The sequence below is a fragment of the Demequina lignilytica genome (assembly GCF_030418375.1).
GTDB classification, from domain to species: domain Bacteria; phylum Actinomycetota; class Actinomycetes; order Actinomycetales; family Demequinaceae; genus Demequina; species Demequina lignilytica.
Genome location: NZ_JAUHPZ010000002.1, coordinates 237,065 through 259,575 on the forward strand (window position 1 = coordinate 237,065; position 22,511 = coordinate 259,575).

At 73.7% G+C, this 22,511-nt stretch carries 15 protein-coding genes and 1 tRNA gene; 11 read left to right on the plus strand and 5 right to left on the minus strand.

Annotated elements, in window-relative coordinates:
• Positions 1-36: 36 nt before the first annotated feature.
• Both QQX13_RS04760 and QQX13_RS04765 read left to right on the plus strand, forming a co-directional pair.
• Positions 37-3,204 (plus strand): UrvD/REP family ATP-dependent DNA helicase, encoded by a 3,168-nt coding sequence (locus QQX13_RS04760; protein WP_301119814.1) that lies wholly within the window; start codon positions 37-39, stop codon positions 3,202-3,204.
• Positions 3,201-6,443: an ATP-dependent helicase gene (locus QQX13_RS04765; protein ID WP_301119816.1), complete on the plus strand. Its 3,243-nt coding sequence runs from the start codon at positions 3,201-3,203 to the stop codon at positions 6,441-6,443. The genes QQX13_RS04760 and QQX13_RS04765 overlap by 4 nt, the downstream gene beginning before the upstream one ends.
• Positions 6,444-6,448: 5 nt before the next feature.
• Here the strand turns inward: QQX13_RS04765 and QQX13_RS04770 are convergent, their stop codons facing one another.
• Positions 6,449-7,375, minus strand: coding sequence for a phosphotransferase (locus QQX13_RS04770; RefSeq protein WP_301119818.1), 927 nt, complete (start codon positions 7,373-7,375; stop codon positions 6,449-6,451).
• Between the two features lie 94 nt (positions 7,376-7,469).
• Here QQX13_RS04770 and nudC point away from each other — a divergent pair, with 94 nt between their 5' ends.
• The 3 genes from nudC (at position 7,470) to QQX13_RS04785 (ending at position 10,927) form a co-directional block, all read left to right on the plus strand.
• Positions 7,470-8,393, plus strand: a complete 924-nt coding sequence (nudC, locus tag QQX13_RS04775; RefSeq protein WP_301152644.1) for an NAD(+) diphosphatase — start codon at positions 7,470-7,472, stop codon at positions 8,391-8,393.
• Between the two features lie 66 nt (positions 8,394-8,459).
• Positions 8,460-8,858: a hypothetical protein gene (locus QQX13_RS04780; RefSeq protein WP_301152645.1), complete on the plus strand. Its 399-nt coding sequence runs from the start codon at positions 8,460-8,462 to the stop codon at positions 8,856-8,858.
• Between the two features lie 71 nt (positions 8,859-8,929).
• Entirely contained in the window at positions 8,930-10,927 is a 1,998-nt protein-coding gene (locus QQX13_RS04785; RefSeq protein ID WP_301152646.1) for an ATP-dependent helicase, read from the plus strand.
• On the opposite strand, the gene QQX13_RS04790 is transcribed toward QQX13_RS04785, so the two are convergent.
• From QQX13_RS04790 to QQX13_RS04800, 3 genes are all read right to left on the minus strand, one after another.
• Positions 10,909-11,757 (minus strand): hypothetical protein, encoded by an 849-nt coding sequence (locus tag QQX13_RS04790; protein WP_301119826.1) that lies wholly within the window; start codon positions 11,755-11,757, stop codon positions 10,909-10,911. The two genes, QQX13_RS04785 and QQX13_RS04790, sit on opposite strands and share 19 nt — an antisense overlap.
• 121 nt (positions 11,758-11,878) lie before the next feature.
• A complete protein-coding gene (locus QQX13_RS04795; protein ID WP_301119828.1) occupies positions 11,879-12,037 on the minus strand; it encodes a DUF5679 domain-containing protein in 159 nt (52 codons plus the stop codon).
• A gap of 174 nt (positions 12,038-12,211) precedes the next feature.
• Positions 12,212-13,582, minus strand: a complete 1,371-nt coding sequence (locus QQX13_RS04800; protein ID WP_301152647.1) for a zinc-dependent metalloprotease — start codon at positions 13,580-13,582, stop codon at positions 12,212-12,214.
• Positions 13,583-13,714: 132 nt separating this feature from the next.
• Between QQX13_RS04800 and QQX13_RS04805 the strand changes: the two genes are divergently transcribed.
• The gene (locus tag QQX13_RS04805; RefSeq protein WP_301119832.1) at positions 13,715-14,803 is read left to right on the plus strand and encodes a YlbL family protein; all 1,089 of its coding nucleotides are present in this window, start codon (positions 13,715-13,717) and stop codon (positions 14,801-14,803) included.
• Between the two features lie 56 nt (positions 14,804-14,859).
• Positions 14,860-17,862: a UPF0182 family membrane protein gene (locus tag QQX13_RS04810; protein ID WP_436968555.1), complete on the plus strand. Its 3,003-nt coding sequence runs from the start codon at positions 14,860-14,862 to the stop codon at positions 17,860-17,862.
• 85 nt (positions 17,863-17,947) lie between these two features.
• Here QQX13_RS04810 and QQX13_RS04815 read toward each other — a convergent pair whose 3' ends face one another.
• The gene (locus tag QQX13_RS04815; protein ID WP_301152649.1) at positions 17,948-18,727 is read right to left on the minus strand and encodes a hypothetical protein; all 780 of its coding nucleotides are present in this window, start codon (positions 18,725-18,727) and stop codon (positions 17,948-17,950) included.
• A 69-nt stretch (positions 18,728-18,796) separates the two neighbouring features.
• Between QQX13_RS04815 and QQX13_RS04820 the strand changes: the two genes are divergently transcribed.
• The 4 genes from QQX13_RS04820 to QQX13_RS04835 all read left to right on the plus strand — a co-directional run bounded on the left by QQX13_RS04820 (position 18,797) and on the right by QQX13_RS04835 (position 22,479).
• Positions 18,797-18,870, plus strand: a tRNA-Met gene (locus QQX13_RS04820).
• Between the two features lie 215 nt (positions 18,871-19,085).
• The gene (locus QQX13_RS04825) at positions 19,086-20,687 is read left to right on the plus strand and encodes a xylulokinase (RefSeq protein ID WP_301119836.1); all 1,602 of its coding nucleotides are present in this window, start codon (positions 19,086-19,088) and stop codon (positions 20,685-20,687) included.
• A gap of 159 nt (positions 20,688-20,846) precedes the next feature.
• On the plus strand, positions 20,847-21,455 hold the full coding sequence (locus tag QQX13_RS04830; RefSeq protein WP_301152651.1) for a hypothetical protein: 609 nt from the start codon (positions 20,847-20,849) through the stop codon (positions 21,453-21,455).
• Positions 21,456-21,495: 40 nt separating this feature from the next.
• Positions 21,496-22,479, plus strand: a complete 984-nt coding sequence (locus QQX13_RS04835) for a patatin-like phospholipase family protein (protein ID WP_301152652.1) — start codon at positions 21,496-21,498, stop codon at positions 22,477-22,479.
• Positions 22,480-22,511 lie beyond the last annotated feature (32 nt).

Sequence of the window (22,511 nt, forward strand, 5' to 3'; positions counted from 1 at the left end):
GGTCGCGATGTCCGACCCGCGTGCTTCCATGGCCGCATGACCTCGCTGCGGCTCGTGCCCCCGGCCGCGCCGCCACGCGTGCCGGAGCTGGACGCGCACCAGCGCGCGGCGCTCGCGGCGGTGGCCGACGGAGGCCACCACGTGGTGGTCGGCGAGCCGGGCAGCGGCGCCACGACCGTGGCCGCTGCCACCGCGCTGGAGGCGGTGGCAGCGGGCACCCCGGTCGCGCGCGTCCTGGTCCTCGCGGCGACGCGGGCGAGCGCCGCGCGTCTGCGGGACCGGGTCTCCTTGCTGCTGGACCGGCCGGTCGGCGCCCCCGTCGTGCGCACGGCCGCCTCGGCGTCCCATGCGATCCTCACCGCGCTCGCCGTCGCCGGGGGCCAGCCGCCGCCCCGGCTGGTGACCGGAGCCGAGCAGGACCAGATCCTCCGGGAGCTCCTCGACGGGCATGCGCGCGGCGAGGGCGCCGCCCCGGACTGGAACGGACTCGTGCCGCCCGAGGCGACCGCGCTCGCGGGATTCCGTCACGAGCTCCGTGACGTCATCATGCGCGCCAGCGAGGCGGGGCGGATCCCCGACGAGCTGGCCGAGCTCGGGCGCGACGTCGGCAGGCCCGAGTGGGAGGCCGCCGCGGAGGTCATGCGCGAGTACGACCAGGTGCTCGGCTCCTTCGCCTCCACCCCGGATCAGGGTGACCGCTTCGACCCGGCGGTCGTGGTCGCGCAGGCCGCCCACGTGCTGCGGTCCTGGGAGGAGCTGGCCGACGGCGAGGCCCCGGAGTGGGACCTCGTCGTGGTCGACGAGGCGCAGGAGCTGACCGCCGCAGGCGTCGACCTGCTGCGCGCATGCGCGGCGCGGGGCGCGAGTCTTGTCCTGCTCGGCAACGCCGACGTGTCCGTGCAGGGCTACCGCGGCGCGATGCCCCGGGTCCTCGACGATGCGACGGCTCCGGCGCCGCGAGGCTGGGGAGCGCGCCTGCACCGGTTGGGCCCGTCGCACCGCCAGGCGGGAGCCCTCGCGGCGGTGACGGCGGCGGCGACGGCCCGGATCCGCACCGTCGGGGAGGGGTCGCCGCGCGGGCGTGCCGAGACGGTCGACGATGCGCGTGGCGCTGTCAGGATCGTGACCGCCGCGCATCGCCACGCCCAGTCGCGGGCGATCGCGGGCGCGCTGCGTGCGGCCCGCCACGGGCTCGACGGGGCCCCGCCGGTGCCGTGGGGCGAGATGGCGGTGATCGCGCGGTCGACGTCGCGGCTGCGCGAGCTCCGCGCCGACCTCGCCGCGCTCGACATCCCGTGCGAGACGCTGGGCGAGGGCACCGCGCTCCATCTCGAGCCTGCGGTCGCGCCCCTCCTCACGCTGATGCGACGCGCGGCGAGCGCCGCCCGCGGCGACCGTCCCGAGTGGACCGAGGAGCAGTCCGTCGAGCTCCTCACCTCGCGGATCGTCGGACTCGACCCGGTCGCGCTGCGCCGCCTGCGACGCGCCCTCGTCAGGGTCGAGCGCGAGTCCGAGGGCACGCGAGGCTCCGCGGAGCTGCTCGTGGACGCGATGGCACGCGAGGACGGATGGGCGGCCGTGAGGTCCGCGGAGGCACGGATCGCGGAGCGCGCCACGCGCGCGCTCGCCGACGCGACCGAGGCCGCGCGCCTCCCGGGCGCGTCACCGGGAACGGTCGCATGGGCGGCCTGGGCCGCGCTCGGCGTCGCCGACTCCTGGCGCGCCGCCGCGCTCGCGGGCTCCGCGCGGGACGACGCGGACCTCGACGCGGTGATCGCGCTGCTGCGCGCCGCCCAGGGCTTCGCCGAGCGGATGCCGCACGCCTCGGTGGCGTCGTTCGTCGAGCACCTCGAGGGACAGGACTTCGCGGCGGACTCGCTCGGCGCGCGGGCCCGGGTCGAGGATGCCGTCGCGTTCTCGACGGCCGCGTCCGCGTCGGGTCGCGAATGGGACGTGGTCGTGGTCGCGGGGCTCGAGGAGGGCGTGTGGCCGGACCTGCGGCTGCGCGACTCGGTCCTGGGCGCGCAGCACCTCGCCGACGTGCTCGCCGGTCGCGCCGACCGCGCGCCGATCCCCGACGGCGACCGAGCCGTCCGTGCACGGGAGTCCCGCCGCGCCGTGCTCGACGACGAGACGCGGGCCTTCGCGGTGGCGGTGTCCCGGGCACGTCGCATGCTGATCCTCTCGTGCGAGGAGGGCGAGGACGCCCGGCCGTCGCGCTATCTCGCCTGGTGCGGGGAGGCCGCCGGGGTGCGAGCCGAGCGTGCCGACGACATCGTGACCGTGGCGGACCTGCGAGGAGCGGTCGTTCACGCGCGTGTCGCGGCGACGGACCCGGGCCTCGCGCCCACGGAGCGCGACGGGCATGCCGCGCTCGTCGCGCGCCTCGCCGATGCGGACGTCGCCGGCGCCGATCCGCGCGAGTGGCACGGGGTCCCGCCCACGTCCTCCTCGGTCGGCATGTGGGACGACGGCACCCCGGTGCGGGTGTCCCCGTCGAAGCTCGAGTCCCTCGAGACGTGCGCCCTGCGGTGGGCCCTGCAGAGCGTCGGCGGCACGCCGTCGGCGACTGAGAAGCAGACGCTCGGCACGGTGGTCCACGAGATCGCCGCGGAGCTCCCGCACGGGACCGCCGTCGAGCTGCTCGACGCGCTCGACGAGCGATGGGGCGACGTGGCCGGGACGGAGACGTGGCCCGATCGACGCCTCCGCGAGCGCGCAGAGGACATGGTCAGGCGCCTCGCGGGCTATGTCGCGACAGTCCCCGGCGAGGTGCGCGTCGAGCAGCCGTTCGCCGTCGACATCGGCGGGGCGAGGCTCGCGGGCAGCGCCGACCGGGTCGAGGTCGACGACGCCGCCGCGCGCATCGTGGACCTCAAGACCGGGAGCCCCGTGACTCAGAAGGAGGCCGAGGATCACGCCCAGCTCGCGATGTACCAGCTCGCCGCCGCCCACGGTGCGTTCCCCGGTGTCGAGGCCGCCTCGGGAGCGTCGCTGGTCTTCCTCGGCACGACGGCGCAGGCGGCGGGGGAGCGCGCGCAGCCGCCCGTGGATCTCGAGGCGACGCGTGCCCGCCTCGCGGACGCGGTCGAGGTGATGGCGCGGCCCGAGTTCCTCGCCACGCCCAACCCGAGCTGCACATTCTGCCCGGTGAGGCGCAGCTGCCCGGCGTGGCCGGAGGGGCGTCAGGTGAGCGACGGATGACGGCCCAGGACCCGGTGGAGGACGGGACCGTTCGCGGGCGCGCGCGCACCGCCGCCGAGCTGATGGCCCTGGTCGATCCCGACATCTCCGTCACGGCCGAGCAGGCGCGCGTGATCGAGGCGGGCCTCGAGCCGATGCTCGTGGTCGCCGGGGCCGGATCGGGCAAGACGGCGACGCTGTCGATGCGGATCGTCGCGCTCCTCGACCATGCGGAGCGCCTCTTCGGCACCCCCATCGCGCCGGACGAGATCCTGTGCCTGACGTTCACGCGCAAGGCCGCGGCCGAGATCGCCGAACGCGCGGAACGGCGGATCGCCACGGTCTTCGGGGCGGACGCCGGGCGCCCCCCGGTCGCTGTCTCGACGTACAACGCCTACGCCGCCCAGCTGGTCGCCGAGCACGGCCTGCGTCTCGGCATCGACCCGGACGCCGCCACGCTGACGCAGGCAGCGCTGTGGCAGCTGGCCGACGACGTGGTCGGCTCGTGGACCGAGGACCTCGATGTCGACGCCGCGCTGAGCACGCTCACGGCCGCGATCCCCAGGCTCGCGGGCCAGCTCCGCGATCACGAGAGCACCCCCGCCGAGCTGCGGAGCTGGGCGCGGGAGGCGATCGCCTGGATCGAGGCGCTGCCGGGGAAGGGTGATGACACGGTGCCCGGCCCGCTCGTGACCCGCAACGGCACGCCGAACGCCCATGCGAAGTCCCTGACCCGGTTCCGCACCCTTGCGGGCATGGCCGACCTGGTCGCCGAGTTCCAGCGGCGCAAGCGCGCGGCGTCGCAGCTGGACTTCGCGGACCAGGTCGGGTTCGCGGTCGACCTGTCGCGCCTGCCCGCGGTCCGGGCGATCGAGAGGGGCCGCTATCGGGCGATCCTGCTCGACGAGTTCCAGGACACGTCGCCCGGCCAGCTCCGGCTGTTCGCCCGGCTGTTCGGCCGGTCGCACCACGTGATGGCGGTGGGCGATCCCCACCAGGCCATCTACGGATTCCGTGGTGCGTCGGAGAGCGCCCTGCCGATGTTCGTCGAGGAGTTCGGCGGCCCCGGTGAGGTGCAGGTGGCGAGCCTGTCCGTCTCGTGGCGCAACGAGCGCGCGGTCCTGGACGTCGCCAACGCCGCCGCACGACCGCTCCGTGAGTCCTCACGGGTCCACGTCGACCCGCTCCGGTCGCGCGGCGAGGAGCTCGGGCGTCCCGAGCCCACCCGCCGCGCACCCGCCGTCGCGAGCCTCGTCGCCGAGGACCACGTGGTCGAGGCGTCGCGGATGGTCGAGTGGCTCAAGGCGCGCCTCGCGGAGCTGACGGATGACGAGGCCACCGCCACGGCCGCGGTCCTGTGCCGGCGCAAGGCGCAGTTCACGCCCGTGGTCGAGGCCCTGGCCGCCGCCGGGCTCGACTACGAGGTGGTCGGCCTCGGCGGGCTGGTCGACACCCCGGAGGTCGCGGACCTGGTCGCGCTCCTGGAGGTCGCGCACGACCCCTCCCGCGGAGACTCGGCGATGCGCCTGCTCACGTCGGAGCGCATGGCGCTCGGGATCCGAGATCTCGCGGCGCTGCATGACTGGGCGGAGGAGCTCGCCGGCCCGCGCGAGCAGCGCGAGACCGAGGCGGGGATCGTCGACGCGATCGCCTCGCCGCCGCCGCCGGGCTGGCGGTCCCGTCACGGACGCGAGCTCGGCGTCGTCGCACGCGCCAGGCTCGTCGCCCTCCACCACGCGATCGACGCGATCCGCACCCGTACCTACCTGCCCCTCGGCGAGCTCATCCTCACCGCGGAGCGCGCCTGGGGCCTCGACATCGAGGCCGCCGTCGCTCGCCCCGACGGTCGTGCGGCGCGCAACGTCGACGCCTTCATCGATGCCGCGCGCCAGTTCGCCGCCGGCGCGGACCACGTGACGCTCGGGGCCTTCCTCGCCTGGCTCGACGCCGCCCGGGGCGAGGAGTCCGGGCTCGAGCTGCCGGTCAAGGAGCCCGAGCCCGGCGCCGTCCAGGTGCTGACCGTGCACGCCTCGAAGGGTCTGGAGTGGGACGTCGTCGCGGTGCCGGGGCTGGTCGACGGGCACTTCCCGTCCGTCGACGCGCCCACCCCCACCCGCGACTGGTACTCCGACGGCGGCTGGTACTCGGGTCGGGGGCTCGAGCTCCCCTACGAGCTCCGGCTGGACCGGGACGACCTGCCGCTGTGGGAGTGGCGCGAGGCGATCGATCAGCAGACGTTCGCCGCGTCGATCGGCGAGTTCAAGCGCGAGTGCGGGTCCCACCGCGTCGAGGAGGAGCGCCGACTCTTCTACGTCGCGGTGACGCGCGCGCGGTCGCACGTGCTGCTCTCGGCCTCCTGGTTCACCGACGGGGTCAAGCCGCGCCGGCCCTCGAGCTACCTCGAGGAGCTCGTCGAGGCAGGCCTCATCGATACCTCGGCGTGGGCGCCGGCGCCAGCGGACGACGCGCGCAACGAGCGCCACGCGCCGCCCGAGACGTGGCCGCGTCCGCCGACCCCGGCCCAGCTCGCGAGGCGGGAGCTGGCGGGCCGCGTCGAGCGCATCCGGGCGTCCGGCGACCCGTCGCCTGCATGGGCCGCGCTCCCATCCGGCGCGCAGGTGGAGGCCATGCTCACCGAGCGCGCTCAGCGTCGCGCCGGGGCGGGCGACGTGCGCACGCCCGCCCACCTCTCGACGTCCGCGCTCGTGTCCATCCGACGTGATCGCGAGGCGTTCGCCGCCCAGCTGCGCCGCCCGCTCCCGTCGGAGCCGACCGATGCCGCCCGCCGCGGAAGCCTCATCCACGCCTGGATCGAGTCGCGCTACGGCCACACGCCGCTGATCGAGCTGGCGGACCTCGGCCCGGGCGAGGACGACGACGCCATCGAGGAGCTCAAGGCCGCGTTCGAGGCGTCGCCGTGGCGGCTCCGCACGCCGAGCCACATCGAGGTCGACGTGGAGGTCCCCCTCGCCGGCGTGACCGTCCGCTCGCGGATCGACGCGGTGTTCCCGCCCGGCGACGGGCTCGAGCGCGTCACCGTGGTCGACTGGAAGTCGGGGGCACCCCCGCGCGACCCGGCCGAGCGCGCCGCACGCGAGGTGCAGCTCTCCGTCTACCGCCTGGCCTGGGCGACCTACACGGGCGCGGCGCTGGAGGACGTGGACGCGGCCTTCCACTACGTCAGGGACGGGCGCACCGTGTTCCCGGAGCAGCTGCTCTCGCGCGACCAGATCGAGGGCCTGATCCGCGGCAGGAGCTGACCGGCTCAGTCCTCGGTGTCGAACAGCATCGCCTCGAGATCGGCGAGCATGCCCTCGCCGTCGGCGATCACGTCGGCGTTGTCGGTGCGGACGCCGTACATCAGCCAGCGCATCAGGGCCATCTCCGACGCGAGCCGCGCCCTGTCGATCAGGTGAGGATCGCGCATCTCGCGCCGGCTCACGGTGTAGGCCTCGACCACCGAGTCGAGGACGTCCTCGCCTGCGGACGCCACCAGCCACGCCAGGTCGTCCGCCGGGTCGGCGACGCGGGCGTCCATCCAGTCGACGATCCCCACCACCTCGTCGTCGGCGACGTACAGCTGGTGCTCGCCCATGTCGCCGTGCACCACGGTCGGGTCGAAGCGCCACCAGGAGACGTTCTCGAGCTGGTGCTCCCAGCGGTCGGCGAGCCGTGGCGGGACCTTGCCGGTCTGGATCCCGGCGTCGAGCTCCGCGAGCCGGCGCTCGCGGTACTCCTCGGCGGAGTACGACGCGAGGCCCTGGTCCTCGACCACGGCGATCGGGAGCTCGTGGATCTGCGCGAGCGCGCGTCCGAGCGACGCCGCCAGTCCTGGTCCGGGCTGCACGGCCGCCAGCATGAGGTGAGCGCCGCGCACCTCCGTGTAGACCACGGCCCGTCCTTCGTCGCGACCGAGCTCGACCGCCCCGACGGGATGGGGGACGTCGAAGGTCACCAGCCCGGCCTCCTTCGCCCGGGCCAGGGCGGACAGCAGCCCCTTCTCGGCCTCGAGCGCCGCGCCCGCCGCGGCCCGCTTGGGAGCACGCACCAGCCAGCGCTTGCCGGTGGCGTCCTTCACCACGACCACCTCGAAGTCGGCGTCGGTGTGCGGGCTGCGCAGCACGTCGTAGACGTCGAGCCCGGGCACGGCGACCGAGGCCAGGGCGGCGAGCGCGAGAGGTGAGCGGGGCACGCCCTCACGGTAGAGCGTGAACGGGGTGCACGCCACGCTCCACGCCGCACGGGTCCCGCACGGTCCGGGAGGAGGCGACGGGTACGGTGATCGGGTGAGGAATCCCTGGCCACTGGACCTGCCCTCGACCGTCGACCGCGCCGCGGAGCGCCGAGACGCCGTCGACCTCGCCGCATGCGACGCGATCGTGGTCCGCGACGGGCGCGTGCTTGCTGCGGAGGGGCGGCTCATCGAGCTCGCGCCCGCATCGCAGCCCCCCGCGGATCTGCGCGTCTACCTGGGACGGGACGGCACCCGCGACCTGGTCGCGCTCGTGCCCTCCGACCCCGCGTTCGGAACGGACCACGACGGGATCGGCGGGGAGACGATGCGGGGGCTCAGGGACCTCCTCGCGGGCTTCTGGGACCGGGGCGCCGAGGGCGCGCGCGATCACGAGCTCGCGACCACCGCGATCGCGATCTCCCAGTGGCACGCGAGCCACCCGCGGTGCTCGCTCTGCGGCGAACCGACCGCCCCGACCCTGGGCGGCTGGGTACGCCGGTGCGACGCCTGCGGACGCGACCACTACCCGCGGACCGACCCGGCGATGATCGTCGCGGTCACCGACCCGGACGACCGGCTGCTCCTCGCTCATGCCGCGCACTGGTCCCCACGACGGTTCTCGCACCTCGCGGGATTCGTCGAACCAGGTGAGACCTTCGAGCAGGCGGTCCACCGTGAGGTGTGGGAGGAGGCGCGGCTCGAGGTGACCGACGTCGAGTACCTCGGCTCCCAGCCCTGGCCGTTCCCGGCCTCGGTCATGGTCGCGTTCCGCGCCCGCACCGCGACGACAGCGATCGAGGTCGACGGCCTCGAGATCGCGGAGGCGAGATTCGTGGCGCGCGAGGAGATCGGTCCCCAGGTGCGCGACGGGATCATCGTGCTCGCGCCCAAGGGGTCGGTCGCGCGCCGGATGCTGGAGGAGTGGTACGGCGGGCCGCTTCCGGAACCGCGCGCCGGAGGCCCGGTCGACGTCTAGACCGGTACCCTCGCCGCACGGCCCGCGCGCGTGGGGACGGACACGACGGGTGCGACGGGAGGGGCCATGATCGAGCTCGGCGCGTTCGCCAGCGTGATGGCCGTGGTGACGGGGCCCCTGGCCGCAGGCGTCGAGGGACGCGGATACGGCGTCGCGGCAGTCCAGAACGGCGCGTCGGCGCACGAGCTCCGGGTGTTCATCGAGAACGGACTGCTCGGCTTCTGCGTCGCCACGGACTGGGAGATCGTCAGCATCGCGGCGTACCCGGCCGTGGAGCGTGCGGCGTGGAACCGATGGTCGATCACGCCCGACGCCTTCGCGCGGTGGCGCGGCGAGCCCCCGCCCGCCGACCAGGCAGGTGCCGAGACCGTCGCGCGGTTCGTGGCCCGCGTCGGCGAGCTCGAGGCGCTCGCGCGCGACATCGGCCGGTGGCAGGACGTGCGTCGCGGCCGGCTGCCCCGATAGGTCGCCGCGGCCGTCCCCCGCTCGCCGTCCGAGGGCATCGAGTGTCCGACGGTCCTGACACAATGACCGCGATGTCCGCCGATCAGATCCTCGACGCCCTCGACCCCGAGCAGAGGGAGGTCGCCACCGCGCTCCACGGGCCCGTGTGCGTGCTCGCGGGCGCGGGCACGGGCAAGACCCGCGCGATCACCCATCGCATCGCGTACGGGGTCCGCGTCAACGCCTACGCGCCCCAGTCCGTGCTCGCCGTGACGTTCACGGCTCGCGCGGCGGGGGAGATGCGTCAGCGCCTGCGCGCGCTCGGCGTCGCGGGGGTCCAGGCCCGTACCTTCCACGCCGCGGCGCTGCGCCAGCTCAGCTACTTCTGGCCCGAGGTCGTCGGCGGTCAGATGCCGTCGCTGGTCGAGCAGAAGGCGCCGCTGGTGGGACGCGCCGCGAACGCGTCGGGGCTTCGTGTCGACCGGCTCATGGTGCGTGACCTCGCGGCCGAGATCGAGTGGGCCAAGGTCTCGCTCGTCGACCCGGCCGACTACGCGTCGACCATCGCACGGCAGGGCCGACCGTCGCCCGCGGGCCTCGCACCCGCGCAGGTCGTGGACGTGATGCGCGCCTACGAGGAGGCGAAGACCGACGCGGTCGTGCTCGACTTCGAGGACATCCTGCTGCTGCTCGCCGATGTGATCGGGCGCCACCACGAGGTCGGCGATCAGATCCGCCGGCAGTACCGCCACTTCGTGGTGGACGAGTACCAGGACGTCTCTCCGCTGCAGCAGTTCCTGCTCGAGCAGTGGCTGGGCGGCCGGCGGGAGCTGTGCGTGGTGGGCGACCCCGCGCAGACCATCTACTCGTTCGCCGGCGCGAGCCCGCAGCACCTGCTCGGCTTCGGTCGCACCTACACGGACGCCACGCAGGTCCGGCTGGTGCGGGACTACCGCTCGACGCCGCAGGTCGTGAGCCTCGCCAACGGCCTCATGAGGCGCCGCGGGGCGGCGGGCGCGGGCGTCGAGCTCGTGGCCCAGCGGCCCTCGGGGCCGGCGCCGTCGTTCACCGCGTACGACGACGACGAGTCGGAGGCCGCGGGCGTCGCCACCCGCATCGAGGCGCTGATCTCCGCCGGGGTTCCGGCCTCGGAGATCGCCGTCCTCTACCGCGCGAACAGCCAGTCGGAGGCGCTCGAGGAGGCGCTCGCCGAGCGCGGCATCGGCTACCTCGTGCGCGGCGGGCAGCGGTTCTTCGCCCGCGAGGAGGTGCGGCGGGCGATCGTCCTCCTGCGGGGGGCCGCGGTCGCCGCGGACGACCGCCCTCTGGGCGAGCAGGTGCGGGATGCGCTCACCGGGGTCGGCTGGACCGAGGAGCCGCCGACAGCGCGCGGCGCGGTGCGCGAGCGCTGGGACGCCCTGCAGGCGCTGGTGAACCTCGCGGACGACGTGGCGGCCGATGCCGGGGGAGCGGCGACCATGCGGGAGTACGTCGAGCACCTCGCGGAGCGGGCCCAGGCGCAGCACGCCCCCGCGGTGGAGGGGGTCACGCTCTCCTCGATGCACGCCGCCAAGGGCCTCGAGTGGGACGCCGTCTTCATCGTCGGCTGCTCGGAGGGCCTCCTGCCCATCTCCCTCGCCGAGACCGACGAGGCGGTGGAGGAGGAGCGGCGCCTGCTCTACGTGGCGATCACGCGCGCGCGTGAGCACCTCGCCTTGAGCTTCGCCCGCGCCCGCAAGTCGGGCGGCAAGGCCACCCGGTCCCGCACGCGGTTCCTCGAGCAGCAGTGGCCCGACGTGCGGCCGGGTCGCACGCCCCGCAAGGCGGCGAACGCCAGGCTCGCCGACCTGGGCCCGGACGACCTGCGCCTGTTCGAGACGCTGAAGGCGTGGCGGCTCGAGACCGCGACGGCGGACGCCAAGCCCGCCTTCACGGTGCTCGTGGACACATCCCTCGTGGAGATCGCGCGCTCCCGGCCGTCCACCCTGGGCGACCTCGCCCGCGTGCAGGGGATCGGGGCTTCGAAGCTCGACCGGTACGGCAGGGCGATCCTCGAGATCGTCGAGCAGCATCACGCCGAGCGGGCGTAGCCGTCGGGCTCACGTTCCGCCGCGCCGCACCCGCAGGCCGGCTCCGCCGCGAGCGACAGCGGTGAGGGGCGCCCGGCCTCGACCCGCCATCCCGGGGGCAGGCCGCCTCGCGCCAGCGTGAGCGCCGCTGCCGCGGCGAGCCCGCCCGCGACCGCAGCGTCGCGGGGATCGGCACGCGGGGCGAGGGGCTCGCACTGGCGCAGCAGGAGCGGCCACACCGGGTCGAGCCGGGTGCGGACGATGTCGCGGCACCGCACGCACGCGGTGATCCCCGGCGTGACCGGCAGCAGGGTCACCCCGCGCTCGTCCACGAGCACGGCCACGTGGGGGACGTCCGCCACCATCAGGCGGTGCAGGTCGACCGGAGGCAGCGATCCGACCGCGACCGCCACCTCGCTGTCGACCGCGCGGGAGCGGTCGAGATCCACGCGGACCCCGGGGCGCAGCTCCCGGACCAGGCGCGAGGCGCGCTCGGCGCGGGTGCCCCGGCCGAGCGCGGGAAGCACGCCGGGCTCGGCCGTGCCCGCATCGTCCACCGCCGGGTCCACGAGGGTGAGCGAGGCGCCCGCGCGCGCCAGCGCCTCGGCGGCGGCGACCCCGGAAGCCGACAGTCCGCTGACCCGGACCCGGACCGGTGCGAGCGGCTCCGGCGCCACGAGCCCGGCGCGCGACAGCCGCGCCGCCAAGCGGGGCCTGTCCCGCGGCACGGCGCCACCGGATCGCGCGAGCGCGCGCGCATCGTCGCTGTCCAGCGGGAGCGCGCGAGCGAGCCCCACCTGGTGACGATCGCCGCCGCGCCACAGGAGCGCGGCGCCCGGGAGCAGCCGCATGCCCTCACGCTGGCACGGGCCGGGCACATGGGACCGGCTGTCCACAGGGTCATGTGCCCCGGAGACGAGGGAAGGCCCGGCCCCCTGAGGGGCCGGGCCTTCGCCTGAGATCCTGGGGCGCTTACGCCTTGCCGAGGATGCGGTTGAGCTTGGTGCCGCAGACCGGGCAGGTCGCCTTCGCCATGCGACGGCCGTTCTCCGAGATGACCACGTCACCCTCGGTCTCGCGCTTCTCCTTGCACTTCACGCAGTAGAACTCGCCCGAGTACTTGTCAGCCATGTGGCTCTCCTTCTTCTCGTTGGCGCGGCGGAACGCGCCGCACGTCGATGGGCTGAGGGCCCTTGGTCCCTCAGCGTAGACGTGCGACGCACCTTTTTCGCTCGATGCGCGCCGGGTGTCGCCGCACGGTCCGCCGCATACCTTACGCGCACGATCCGACGCCGCAACCCCGGTTCAGGACGTGGGCGGCTCCTCGTCCCCGCCGAGCAGGCGCTCGAGCTCGCGGTCCACCTCGTCCGAGGCGCCCTCGCCGCGCGCCACGTAGGCGTCGACCCAGGCGGCGTACGAGGCCAGGTCGTCCGACGTCGGCAGCAGGTCCGGGTGCGACCAGACGCCGTCCCGTCCCTCGGGGCCGATCCGCGATGCGAGCAGCGCCCACAGGGCGGCCGCGTCGCGCATGCGGCGCGGCCGCAGCTCGAGCGACAGCAGGTTCGCGAACGTGTCCTCGGCGGGTCCGCCGGTGGCCCGTCGGCGGCGCATCATCTCGCGCAGGGCGCCGATCTCGGGCAGGTGGGGAGCCGCGGCGCGCACCGTGACGTCGTCGACCCAGCCCTCGATCAGGGCGAGCAGGGTCTCGATGCGCTCGAGCGTCTCCTTCTGCTCCTCGGTGTGGTGCGACGCGAAGATCCCGCGGTTGAGGGCCTGCTGGAGCTTCGCGGGATCACCCATGCCGGCGTCGCGCACGGCGTCCTCGAGAGCCTCCAGGTCGATCGTGATGCCCTGCGCGTAGCGCTCGACCAGCCCGTGCAGCTGCCCGGGCAGCCAGGGTGAGGCCTGGAACAGCCGGACGTGGGCGGCCTCGCGGAGCGCCAGGTACGACCGCACCTGGTCCTCGTCGATCCCGAGCCCGTCGGCGAACTCGGCGATCGCGGACGGGACCATCACCACGCGGGCCTCGTCGAGCAGCGGGATCCCGAGGTCGGTGACGCCGAACGCCTCGCGCGCCATCCCGCCGGCCGCCTGACCCATGTGCATCCCGCAGACCGTCGGGCTCACGGAGGAGATCAGCCCGGCGGGGTCGATGCCGCCACGCACCTCGTCGCCCAGCGCGTCGTCCCGATCGAGCTCGCCGCGCAGGATCCCGGTGAGGGCTCGCGACACGCTCACGGCGACGGGGCCGGCCAGCGTGCGCCAGACGGGCAGAGTGGCCTCCACCCACTCCGCGCGGCTCCACACGCGTGGCTCGAGCCGCGACGGGTCGAAGTCCGTCGCGGCGTCGAGCCACAGTTCGGCGCGCGACACGGCGGCGCGGTGGGCCGATGCCTGGGCCGCGCTCACGGTCGGGTCGCCGCCCTGGGCGGCGACGCCCCGCGCGACGTCGTGCGCGAGGGCCCAGTTCACGTCCTCGCCGGCGGACTGCGCCACCAGCGCGCGGATCTGCCCCAGGACGTGCTCCATCATCGCGGGGCTCGCGGCCATCCCGGAGGTCGCGGCGAGCGCCTCGGGGTCCATGCCCATGCGCTTGAGCTCCTCGAGGGCCATCTCCGCGTCGTCCCCGAAGAGCTCGCGCAGCAGCCGCATCCACGGCGTCGATTCGTCGCTCACGCTCACTCCGTCCGGGCGCGCGTCTCACGCCCTCTCCACGGTAACGAAGGAGGCGCCGTCGGCGCGTCCACGTTCGCTACCAGCATTGCCCCAGGTGTCGGTCGTGCCGCCGCGATGGGGGAGAATGGCCCGGTGACCACCTCCGAGGCCATGCCCCCCGTCCCCGGGACGGAGGACGCCCCGAGCCGGCGGTCCACCGTCATGTCGGTCACGGGGCTGGCGGCGAGCGCGCTGATCGCGGTGCTCACGGTGCTGCCGGCGGCCTACGCGATCGGCGGCGCCGGACCCACCTTCGACACCCTCGGCGAGGTCGACGGCGAGCCGCTCGTCAGCATCTCCGGTGCCCCGACCTACGACTCGTCGGGAGAGTTGCGCCTCACCACCGTCTCGGTGTCGCGGGCGGGGTCGCAGCCGTTCACGCTGGGTCGCGTGCTCGCGGGATGGGCCTCGCCGCGGCAGTACGTGGTGCCGGAGGAGCAGGTGTTCGGCACGCCAGAGGAGGAGGAGCAGGTCGAGGAGCAGGCCCAGGTGGACTGGGTGACCTCCCAGGAGTCCGCGACCGTCTCCGCCCTCGAGGCGCTCGGCGTCGACGTGCCGGCCACGCTCACCGTCCGCGGGACGTCGAGCGACTCGCTCGCCGACGGGCTGCTCGTCGACGGCGACGTCATCACGGCGGTCGACGGCGCGGAGGTGACCTCGTTCTCCGCGCTCGCCGACGCGGTCGGCGGCCGCGCTCCGGGCGAGGACATCACGGTGACCTACGTGCGCGACGGCGCCGAGCGCAGCGAGACGTTCGCGACCATCGACGACGGCGCGGGCGGCGCGGTGATCGGCGTCTACGTCGATCCGGACTTCGACCTGCCGATCGACGTGACCGTCGCGATCGACTCCGTCGGCGGCCCGAGCGCAGGCCTGATGTTCTCGCTCGGGATCATGGACCGGCTCACCCCCGAGGACGAGCTCGCCGGTGCCCTGGTCGCGGGCACGGGCACCATCAGCGCCGCGGGCGATGTGGGCGCGATCGGCGGCATCCGCATGAAGATGTACGGCGCGCTCGACGACGGCGCCGACTGGTTCCTCGCCCCCGTGGCGAACTGCGCCGACGTGCGCGGCAACATCCCCGACGGCCTGACCGTTGTCGCGGTGGACACCCTCGACGAGGCGTACGACGCGATCGTGCGCATCGGCGAGGGGGACACCGCGGGTCTGCCGTCCTGCTGACTGTGGCACGCTGGTAGCCACGCCGACCGAGTCCCACCAACCATGAAGGACCCGCTGTGACGTTCGACGACGACCGATTCTCCCGACCGATGCGCCCCGCGCCGGTGCCGCAGCGACGCTCGCCGCTCGCGATCACCGCCGTCGTGGTCGGTGCGCTCGTGCTCGCGGCCATCGCCACCGCCAACGTGTGGACCGAGGTGGTGTGGTTCGACCAGCTGGGATTCAGCGAGGTGTGGCGCACCCAGTGGATCGCACGGATCCTGCTGTTCGCGGCGGGTGCCGTGATCGCCGGCGGGGCCGTCTGGCTCAACCTGTGGATCGCCAAGCGGGTGCGGCCCGCGCGCCTCGGCGGACGGACCCAGCTCGACCAGCTCCGCGAGCAGATCGCACCGCTCGAGCGGTTCGTGATGCTGCTGCTGCCGGCGGTCGTCGGGCTCGTCGCCGGGCTCGCGCTGTCCTCGCAGTGGTCCATGGTGCTGGCGTTCCTCAACCGGCAGGAGTTCGGCGAGGCCGACCCGATCTTCGGTCTCGACGCGTCGTTCTACGTCTTCACCCTGCCGGTCCTGGACCTGGTGCTCACCATGATCCTGACGCTCGCGGTCGTGTGCGCGGTGATCGCGGCGTTCGTCCACCTGCTCTACGGCGGCATCGCGGGCTCCGGACGGTCCTTCATCGCGTCCCGCGGCGCGCGCATCCAGCTCGCGATCCTCGGCGCGATCGTGATGCTGGCGATCGCCGCGAACTACTGGCTCGACCGCTACGGCCTGCTGACCAGCTCCGGCGAGAAGTTCTACGGCGCGTCCTACACCGACGTGAACGCGATCCTCCCGTCGCGATCGATCCTCGCGGGCATCGCGATCGTGGTCGCGCTCGTGTTCCTCGTCGTGATCTGGCGCGGCGACTGGCGCATCCCGGCGGTCGGCATCGCGCTCATGATCGTCGCGGCGATCGCCGTCGGAGGCATCTACCCGTCGATCGTGCAGCGCTTCCAGGTGAGCCCGAACGAGCAGGAGCTCGAGACTCCCTACATCCAGAACAACATCGACGCGACGCTGTACGCGTACGGGCTGGACGGCATCGAGACCACCCCGTACCGCGCCACCACGGAGGCCACGGCCGGCGCGCTCCGGGCCGACGCGGAGACGACCGCCCAGATCCGCCTGCTCGACCCCAACGTGGTGTCTCCGGCGTTCCAGCAGCTCCAGCAGAACAAGCAGTACTACAACTTCTCGGACCTGCTCGCGGTGGACCGCTACATGATCGACGGCGAGCTGCAGGACACCGTGATCGCGGTCCGCGAGCTCAACCTCGACGGCCTGTCGAACGAGAACCGCAACTGGGTGAACGACCACACCGTGTTCACGCACGGCTTCGGCGTGGTCGCCGCCTACGGCAACCGCACCACGTCCGACGGCCAGCCCAGCTTCTTCGAGGGCGGGATCCCGTCGAGCGGCCTGCTCGGCGAGTACGAGCCGCGCGTGTACTTCGGCACCACCCTCCCCGACTACTCGATCGTGGGCGCCCCCGACGGCACGGCGCCGTGGGAGCTCGACTACCCCGACGACGACTCCGCGAACGGCCAGGTCAACACCACCTACACCGGCGACGGCGGGCCCGGGATCGGCAACATCTTCGCCAAGCTGATGTACGCGATCCGGCTCGGCGAGGAGCAGCTCCTCTTCTCCGACCGCGTCACCACCGAGTCGCAGATCCTGTACTACCGCGACCCGCTCGAGCGTGTCGCGCGCGTCGCCCCGTACCTCGAGCTCGACAAGACCACCTACCCCGCGGTGGTGGACGGCAAGATCGTCTGGGTGGTCGACGGCTACACCACGACGGACCAGTACCCGTACTCGGCGCCCGTCACGGCGACCACGCTCTTCGCGGACGCCGCCTCCTCGCCGCTCGGCACCACGCTGAACTACATGCGCAACTCCGTGAAGGCGACCGTCGACGCCTACGACGGCTCGGTGACGCTCTACGTGTGGGACGAGGACGACCCGATCATCGAGACCTGGGCGAACGTGTTCCCCGCGTCGTTCGAGCCGATGAGCGAGATCTCAGGGTCGCTCATGAGCCACCTTCGCTACCCCGAGGACATGTTCACCGTGCAGCGGTACCAGCTGACCCGGTACCACGTCACGGACGCCGCGGCCTTCTACTCCGGCCAGGATGTGTGGGAGAACCCCGACGACCCGACCGACAGCACGCGCAAGCAGCCGCCGTACTACCTGACGCTGCAGATGCCGGGGCAGGAGTCCTCGACGTTCTCGCTCACGAGCACGTTCATCCCCGGCGGAAACAGCAACCGCAACATCCTGACGGGCTTCCTCGCGGTCGACTCCGAGACGGGCTCGTCGGACGGTCAGGTCGCTGAAGGGTACGGCACCCTCAGGCTGCTCGAGCTGCCGCGTGACACGACCATCCCCGGCCCCGGCCAGGTCCAGAACACGTTCAACTCGGACTCCGAGGCGCAGACCACGCTGAACCTGCTCCGCCAGGGCGAGACGGACGTGATCAGCGGCAACCTGCTCACGCTCCCCGTGGGCGGCGGCCTGCTCTACGTCCAGCCCGTCTACGTGCAGGCCAGCACCGGCACCCAGGTGCCGCTGCTGCGCAAGGTGTTCGTGGCGTTCGGCGACGAGGTCGGCTTCGCGGACACCCTGCCCGAGGCGCTCGACCAGGTCTTCGGCGACGGCGCGGGCGACGGTGCCGCCGGCAGCGAGACAGACGGCGGCACCACGGACGAGGGCACGACCGACGAGGGCACCACCGACCCGACCACGGAGGCGGCGCTGCGCGACGCGCTCGATCGGGCGAACCAGGCGCTCGTCGACGGTCAGGCCGCGCTGGCGGACAACGACTGGGCCGCGTACGGCGAGGCGCAGCAGCGCCTGCAGTCGGCGCTGGAGGACGCGATCGCGGCCGAGGCGGCGCTCAGCGGCGAGCCCGAGGTGTCGGCGTCCGCCGAGCCGTCGGCCTCGCCGAGTCCGACCCCGGAGGCGACGTCCACCGAGGAGTCGACGCCGACCGACGAGTCGACCACCGACGCCCTCTGACGCGACGGCGCGACGCGGCCCGCATCCCGATCGGGATGCGGGCCGCAGCGGTCTCCGGTGCCGGCCGCGGTGCGGCCCGGCGGTGTCAGGGCTCGAGGTGCGCGGTGGTGGACCGTCGGATCAGCAGGACGAAGAGCACGAGCGCGAGCACCAGCACCGGCGCGGAGGCCCACATGAGCGGGGCGTACGCGTCGACCAGCTCGGGCCGGACCAGCTCGCCCGACGTGGCGTCGATCGCGAAGCTGGGCACGGCTCCCGCGATCCCGCTCAGCGCCTGCGCGACGGTCCACGACGCCATCCAGCCGACCAGGAGGCCGACCGGAGCCTTGTGACCTGACACGCGGCGCAGACCCATGGGCACCAGCACGAGGCCGACGAGCGGCACGAACCAGCCCCACCACTCGACGCCGGCGAGGCCCGGCTTGTCGCCCATCGCGACGCGGTTGCCGCGCATCCGACCGGCCCAGAGCCCGTATGCGATGAAGGACAGGATGAGCACGGGCGTCGACAGCAGCGAGATGAGCAGGCCGACGGGCAGCGACGCGAACTCGCCCGTCTCGAGCGCGTCGAGCAGGACCGCGGCGTCGTTGCCGGCGAGCGACGCGACCACGAGGCCGATGAGCGTGTAGGCCCCGGCCGATCCGATCAGGGCCCACGACAGCGACGTGGGGGCCGTCAGCGGGTTGCCGCGTGCGTCCCGCAACGGGCCTGTGGTCGACTGCTGCCAGGGCGCGGGGGTCGCGTCCGCCGGTGCCGCCGCACCGGGGATGAGGCCCGGGGCGGACGCGCTCGCAGGGGCTGGCGGGGCGGGCGGCTGGGCGCCGGGGATGATGCCGGGAGGGGTCGGTTCGGTGTTGTCCGTCATGTCCTCGACCCTAGCGACGGGAGGGCGATTTGGTCGGAGGCGGCGGCTCGGGTACAGTTATCAGGCCGACGCGGGGTGGAGCAGTTCGGTAGCTCGCCGGGCTCATAACCCGGAGGTCGCAGGTTCAAATCCTGTCCCCGCTACGAATCGACGAAGGCCCGGACCTCAGGTCCGGGCCTTCGTCGTCTCCGCGGGGAGCGTCGCGCCCGGGCCGCGCGGCAGCGCCGGGGATGGGACGATGCGGGGGACGGCGGGCGCGAGGGGGCACCCGGGACCTCCGGTCGCCGCGCAGGCTTGTCGAGCGTTAACATTGCTTGCGTACCGGGGGAGCCCCAGAACACGAAGGAGTGGTGGCACGATGGCTCAGCAGCAGGTGGACGCGGTCGACGCGATCCAGTCGGGACAGACGTCGCTGGGCATCGAGCTCGGCTCGACCCGCATCAAGGCGTGCCTCATCGGGCCGGACCACGCGGTGATCGCGACGGGCAGCCACGGCTGGGAGAACCAGTTCGTCGACCGCATGTGGACCTACTCGGTGGAGGCGATCTGGGAGGGTCTCCAGGCGGCGTTCGCCGACCTGGTCGCGAACGTCGAGGCGGCGCACGGCGTCCGGTTGACGTCGGTCGGCGCCCTCGGAGTCTCGGCGATGATGCACGGCTACCTCGCCTTCGACGCCGCGGACGAGCTCCTGGTGCCCTTCCGGACCTGGCGCAACACCACCACCGAGGCGGCCGCCGCGGAGCTCACCGAGGAGCTCGGCTTCAACTTCCCGCTCCGATGGTCCGCGTCGCACCTCTACCAGGCCGTCATCGACCAGGAGCCGCACGTGGGCGAGGTCGCGTTCTTCACCACGCTCGCGGGATACGTCCACTGGCGCCTCACCGGCCGCAAGGTGCTCGGCGTGGGCGACGCGTCCGGCATGTTCCCCATCGACCCTGCGACGCGCGACTACGACGCGGCGATGCTCGAGCGCTTCGACGCCCTCGTCGCCGGCAGGCAGCCGGGGATGACCGCATCGTCCCTCCTCCCGGAGGTGCTCGTCGCGGGTCAGGATGCCGGCGCGCTCACCGCCGCCGGCGCCGCACTGCTCGACCCGACGGGAGGGCTCCAGCCGGGCGCCGTCGTGTGCCCGCCCGAGGGCGACGCCGGCACCGGCATGATCGCGACCAACGCGGTCGCCCCGCGCACGGGCAACATCTCCGCCGGCACCTCGATCTTCGCGATGGTGGTCCTCGAGAGGCCGCTGACGAGCGTCCACGAGGAGCTCGACATCGTCACCACGCCCGCGGGCGACCTGGTCGCGATGGTGCACTGCAACAACGGCGCGTCGGAGCTGGGCACGTGGGCGGGCGTCTTCACCGAGTTCGCCGCCGCGATGGGCGTCGATGGCGGCCCCGACGCGGTCTTCGAGACCCTGTTCCGCGCCGCGCTCGAGGGCGAGGCAGACGGCGGCGGCCTGCTCGCCTACAACTACCTGTCCGGCGAGCCGATCACCGGCCTGGCCGAGGGCCGGCCGCTCGTGGTGCGCACGCCGGGCAGCCGCCTCACCCTGGCGAACTTCATGCGCACTCAGCTGTACGCCGCCTTCGGCACCCTGAGCCTGGGCATGCGGGTCCTGCACGACGAGGGCGTCGAGCTCGACTCGATGTTCGCGCACGGCGGCATGTTCCGCACCGCCGGCGTGGCGCAGCGGCTCCTCGCGGCGGCGATCGACGCCCCTGTCACCGTGGGCGACACCGCCTCGGAGGGTGGTGCGTGGGGCATCGCGGTGCTCGCCGAGCACCTGCGCGCCGGTGCGGGCGCGGACCTCAGCTCCTACCTGGCGGGGCAGGTCTTCGCGGATGCGGCGCTGGACGTCGCGGCGCCTGTCGCGGCGGACGTCGAGGGCTACGGAGCCTGGCTCGCGCAGTACGAGGCGGGTCTCGCCATCGAGCGCGCTGCCACGCAGGCGATCCACTAGCCTCGCCGGCCTCTCCGTCGGGCCCGCGGGCGGGCCCGGCCGTCAGATCGTGACGCGGAACCGACAGGTTGGTCCGTGGCGGCGTCGCGACGGTCTCGCGCTCGCTAGCGTCCCTCGGGTCGCGCCTCGTCGGCGTGCACGACGAGGACCGGAGGGACGATGCACGGGTCAGAGGGAGTCCGAGGATGGTGGGGGCGCGTCGCCGCCGCGCATCCGCTGATCGCGGAGATGGCGACGTTCGGAGGGCTGTCGTTCCTGATCGCCGCGCTGCAGTACCTGCTGCTGACGTTCCTCCCGGAGCTGCTCTTCCGCACCACCGGGTGGGGAGCCGTCCCGGCCCAGTACCTGCACGTCAGCCTCGGCCCGATCGACACCTACGTCTTCGACCACCCTGTCACCGGGGACGCGCTCGGCGGGCTCAGCTACTTCGTGGCGTTCGTGCTGATGCTGGTGATCTCGCAGGGCGTGAACTTCCCGCTGCAGCGCAACGTCACCTTCCGGTCGCGCGGCAACGTGTGGTTCCAGCTCGGCTGGTACGTGGTGGCGCTCGTGCTCATCACGATCGCGTGCAGCCTGCTGATGAGCCTCTACGTGCCGGTGCTCCAGCAGCACCTCGACCCGACCGTGTACAACCTGGCGGTGACGGTCATCAACGGCGGGGTGCAGCTCGTGATCTACTTCCCGGTGTTCAAGATCATCTTCCCGGCCGAGACCACCGCCCCCACCGCCCCCGCCGCCGCCGAGGAGCGCGAGCCGGTCGCGGCTTGACGGGTGTCCTCCCTGGACCCGTCGGGGTTAGCCTGAGCCGGTGACGGACACCTCGACCCGGCCCCGGATCGCTCTCGCGCTGGGCAGCGGCGGCGCGCGCGGCTACGCCCACATGGGGGTGCTCGACGAGATCGCGGCCCGCGGCTGGGAGGTGGTCGCGGTCGCGGGCACGTCGATGGGTGCGGTCGTCGGCGCGCTGCACGCCGTCGGCGGGGTCGAGGCGTACCGCGCGTGGGTCGAGCCGATGGGCCGCCGCGAGGTGCTCCGGTGGATGGACCCCGCGTTCAAGGGGGCGGGGGCGATCCGCGCGGACCGGCTCATGTCGCGGCTCGACGGGATCCTCGGCTCGAGCAGGATCGAGGATCTGCCGATCCCCTACACCGCGGTCGCCACCGACCTGCTGTCCCAGACCGAGGTGTGGTTCACCTCCGGGCCGGTGATCGAGGCGATCCGCGCCTCGATCGCGATCCCGACGGTGTTCACCCCCGTCCAGCGGGACGGCATGCTGCTCGCCGACGGCGGCATCCTCAACCCGGTCCCCGTGATCCCGCTCGCCTCGGTGCGTGCGGACGCGATCATCGCCGTCAACCTCGCCGGCACCACGCGGGGCGGCAACGCCGCCCAGCCCCCCGTCGACTCCGGAGGGCCGCTCGTCCGCCTGCCGCGGCTGCGGCTGCCGTCCTTCCACGTCGCCGAGCCGCGCCTGGTCGGCATGATCACGGACCGCCTGCGGGCCCGCGGCGAGCAGGGGGACGATGCGCTGGTCGAGGCCTCTCCGGTCGAGGCCGAGCCCGGGGGGCCGACGCTCGCGGTCAGCACGCTCGACGTGATCGACCGCTCGCTCCAGACGCTGCAGAACACGGTGCAGCGGTACCGGCTCGCCGGCTACCCGCCCGACGTCATGGTCACGGTGCCGTCCGACGCGTGCGGGACCCTCGACTTCCACCGCGCGACGGAGATGATCGCGCTCGGACGGGCGCTCGCCCGTGAGGCCTTCGATGCCTGGGAGGGCGCGCCCGGCTGAGCCTGGGAGATGAGTCCCGGGGGGCGCCCCCG

Excerpts from the sequence above, each read along its gene's own strand:
- QQX13_RS04815 (WP_301152649.1), bottom strand. The coding sequence starts at position 18,727 with ATGACGGACAACACCGAACCGACCCCTCCCGGCATCATCCCCGGCGCC.
- QQX13_RS04765 (WP_301119816.1), top strand. The coding sequence starts at position 3,201 with ATGACGGCCCAGGACCCGGTGGAGGACGGGACCGTTCGCGGGCGCGCG.
- QQX13_RS04795 (WP_301119828.1), bottom strand. The coding sequence starts at position 12,037 with ATGGCTGACAAGTACTCGGGCGAGTTCTACTGCGTGAAGTGCAAGGAG.
- QQX13_RS04790 (WP_301119826.1), bottom strand. The coding sequence starts at position 11,757 with ATGCGGCTGCTCCCGGGCGCCGCGCTCCTGTGGCGCGGCGGCGATCGT.
- QQX13_RS04760 (WP_301119814.1), top strand. The coding sequence starts at position 37 with ATGACCTCGCTGCGGCTCGTGCCCCCGGCCGCGCCGCCACGCGTGCCG.
- QQX13_RS04785 (WP_301152646.1), top strand. The coding sequence starts at position 8,930 with ATGTCCGCCGATCAGATCCTCGACGCCCTCGACCCCGAGCAGAGGGAG.
- QQX13_RS04825 (WP_301119836.1), top strand. The coding sequence starts at position 19,086 with ATGGCTCAGCAGCAGGTGGACGCGGTCGACGCGATCCAGTCGGGACAG.
- QQX13_RS04830 (WP_301152651.1), top strand. The coding sequence starts at position 20,847 with ATGCACGGGTCAGAGGGAGTCCGAGGATGGTGGGGGCGCGTCGCCGCC.
- QQX13_RS04780 (WP_301152645.1), top strand. The coding sequence starts at position 8,460 with ATGATCGAGCTCGGCGCGTTCGCCAGCGTGATGGCCGTGGTGACGGGG.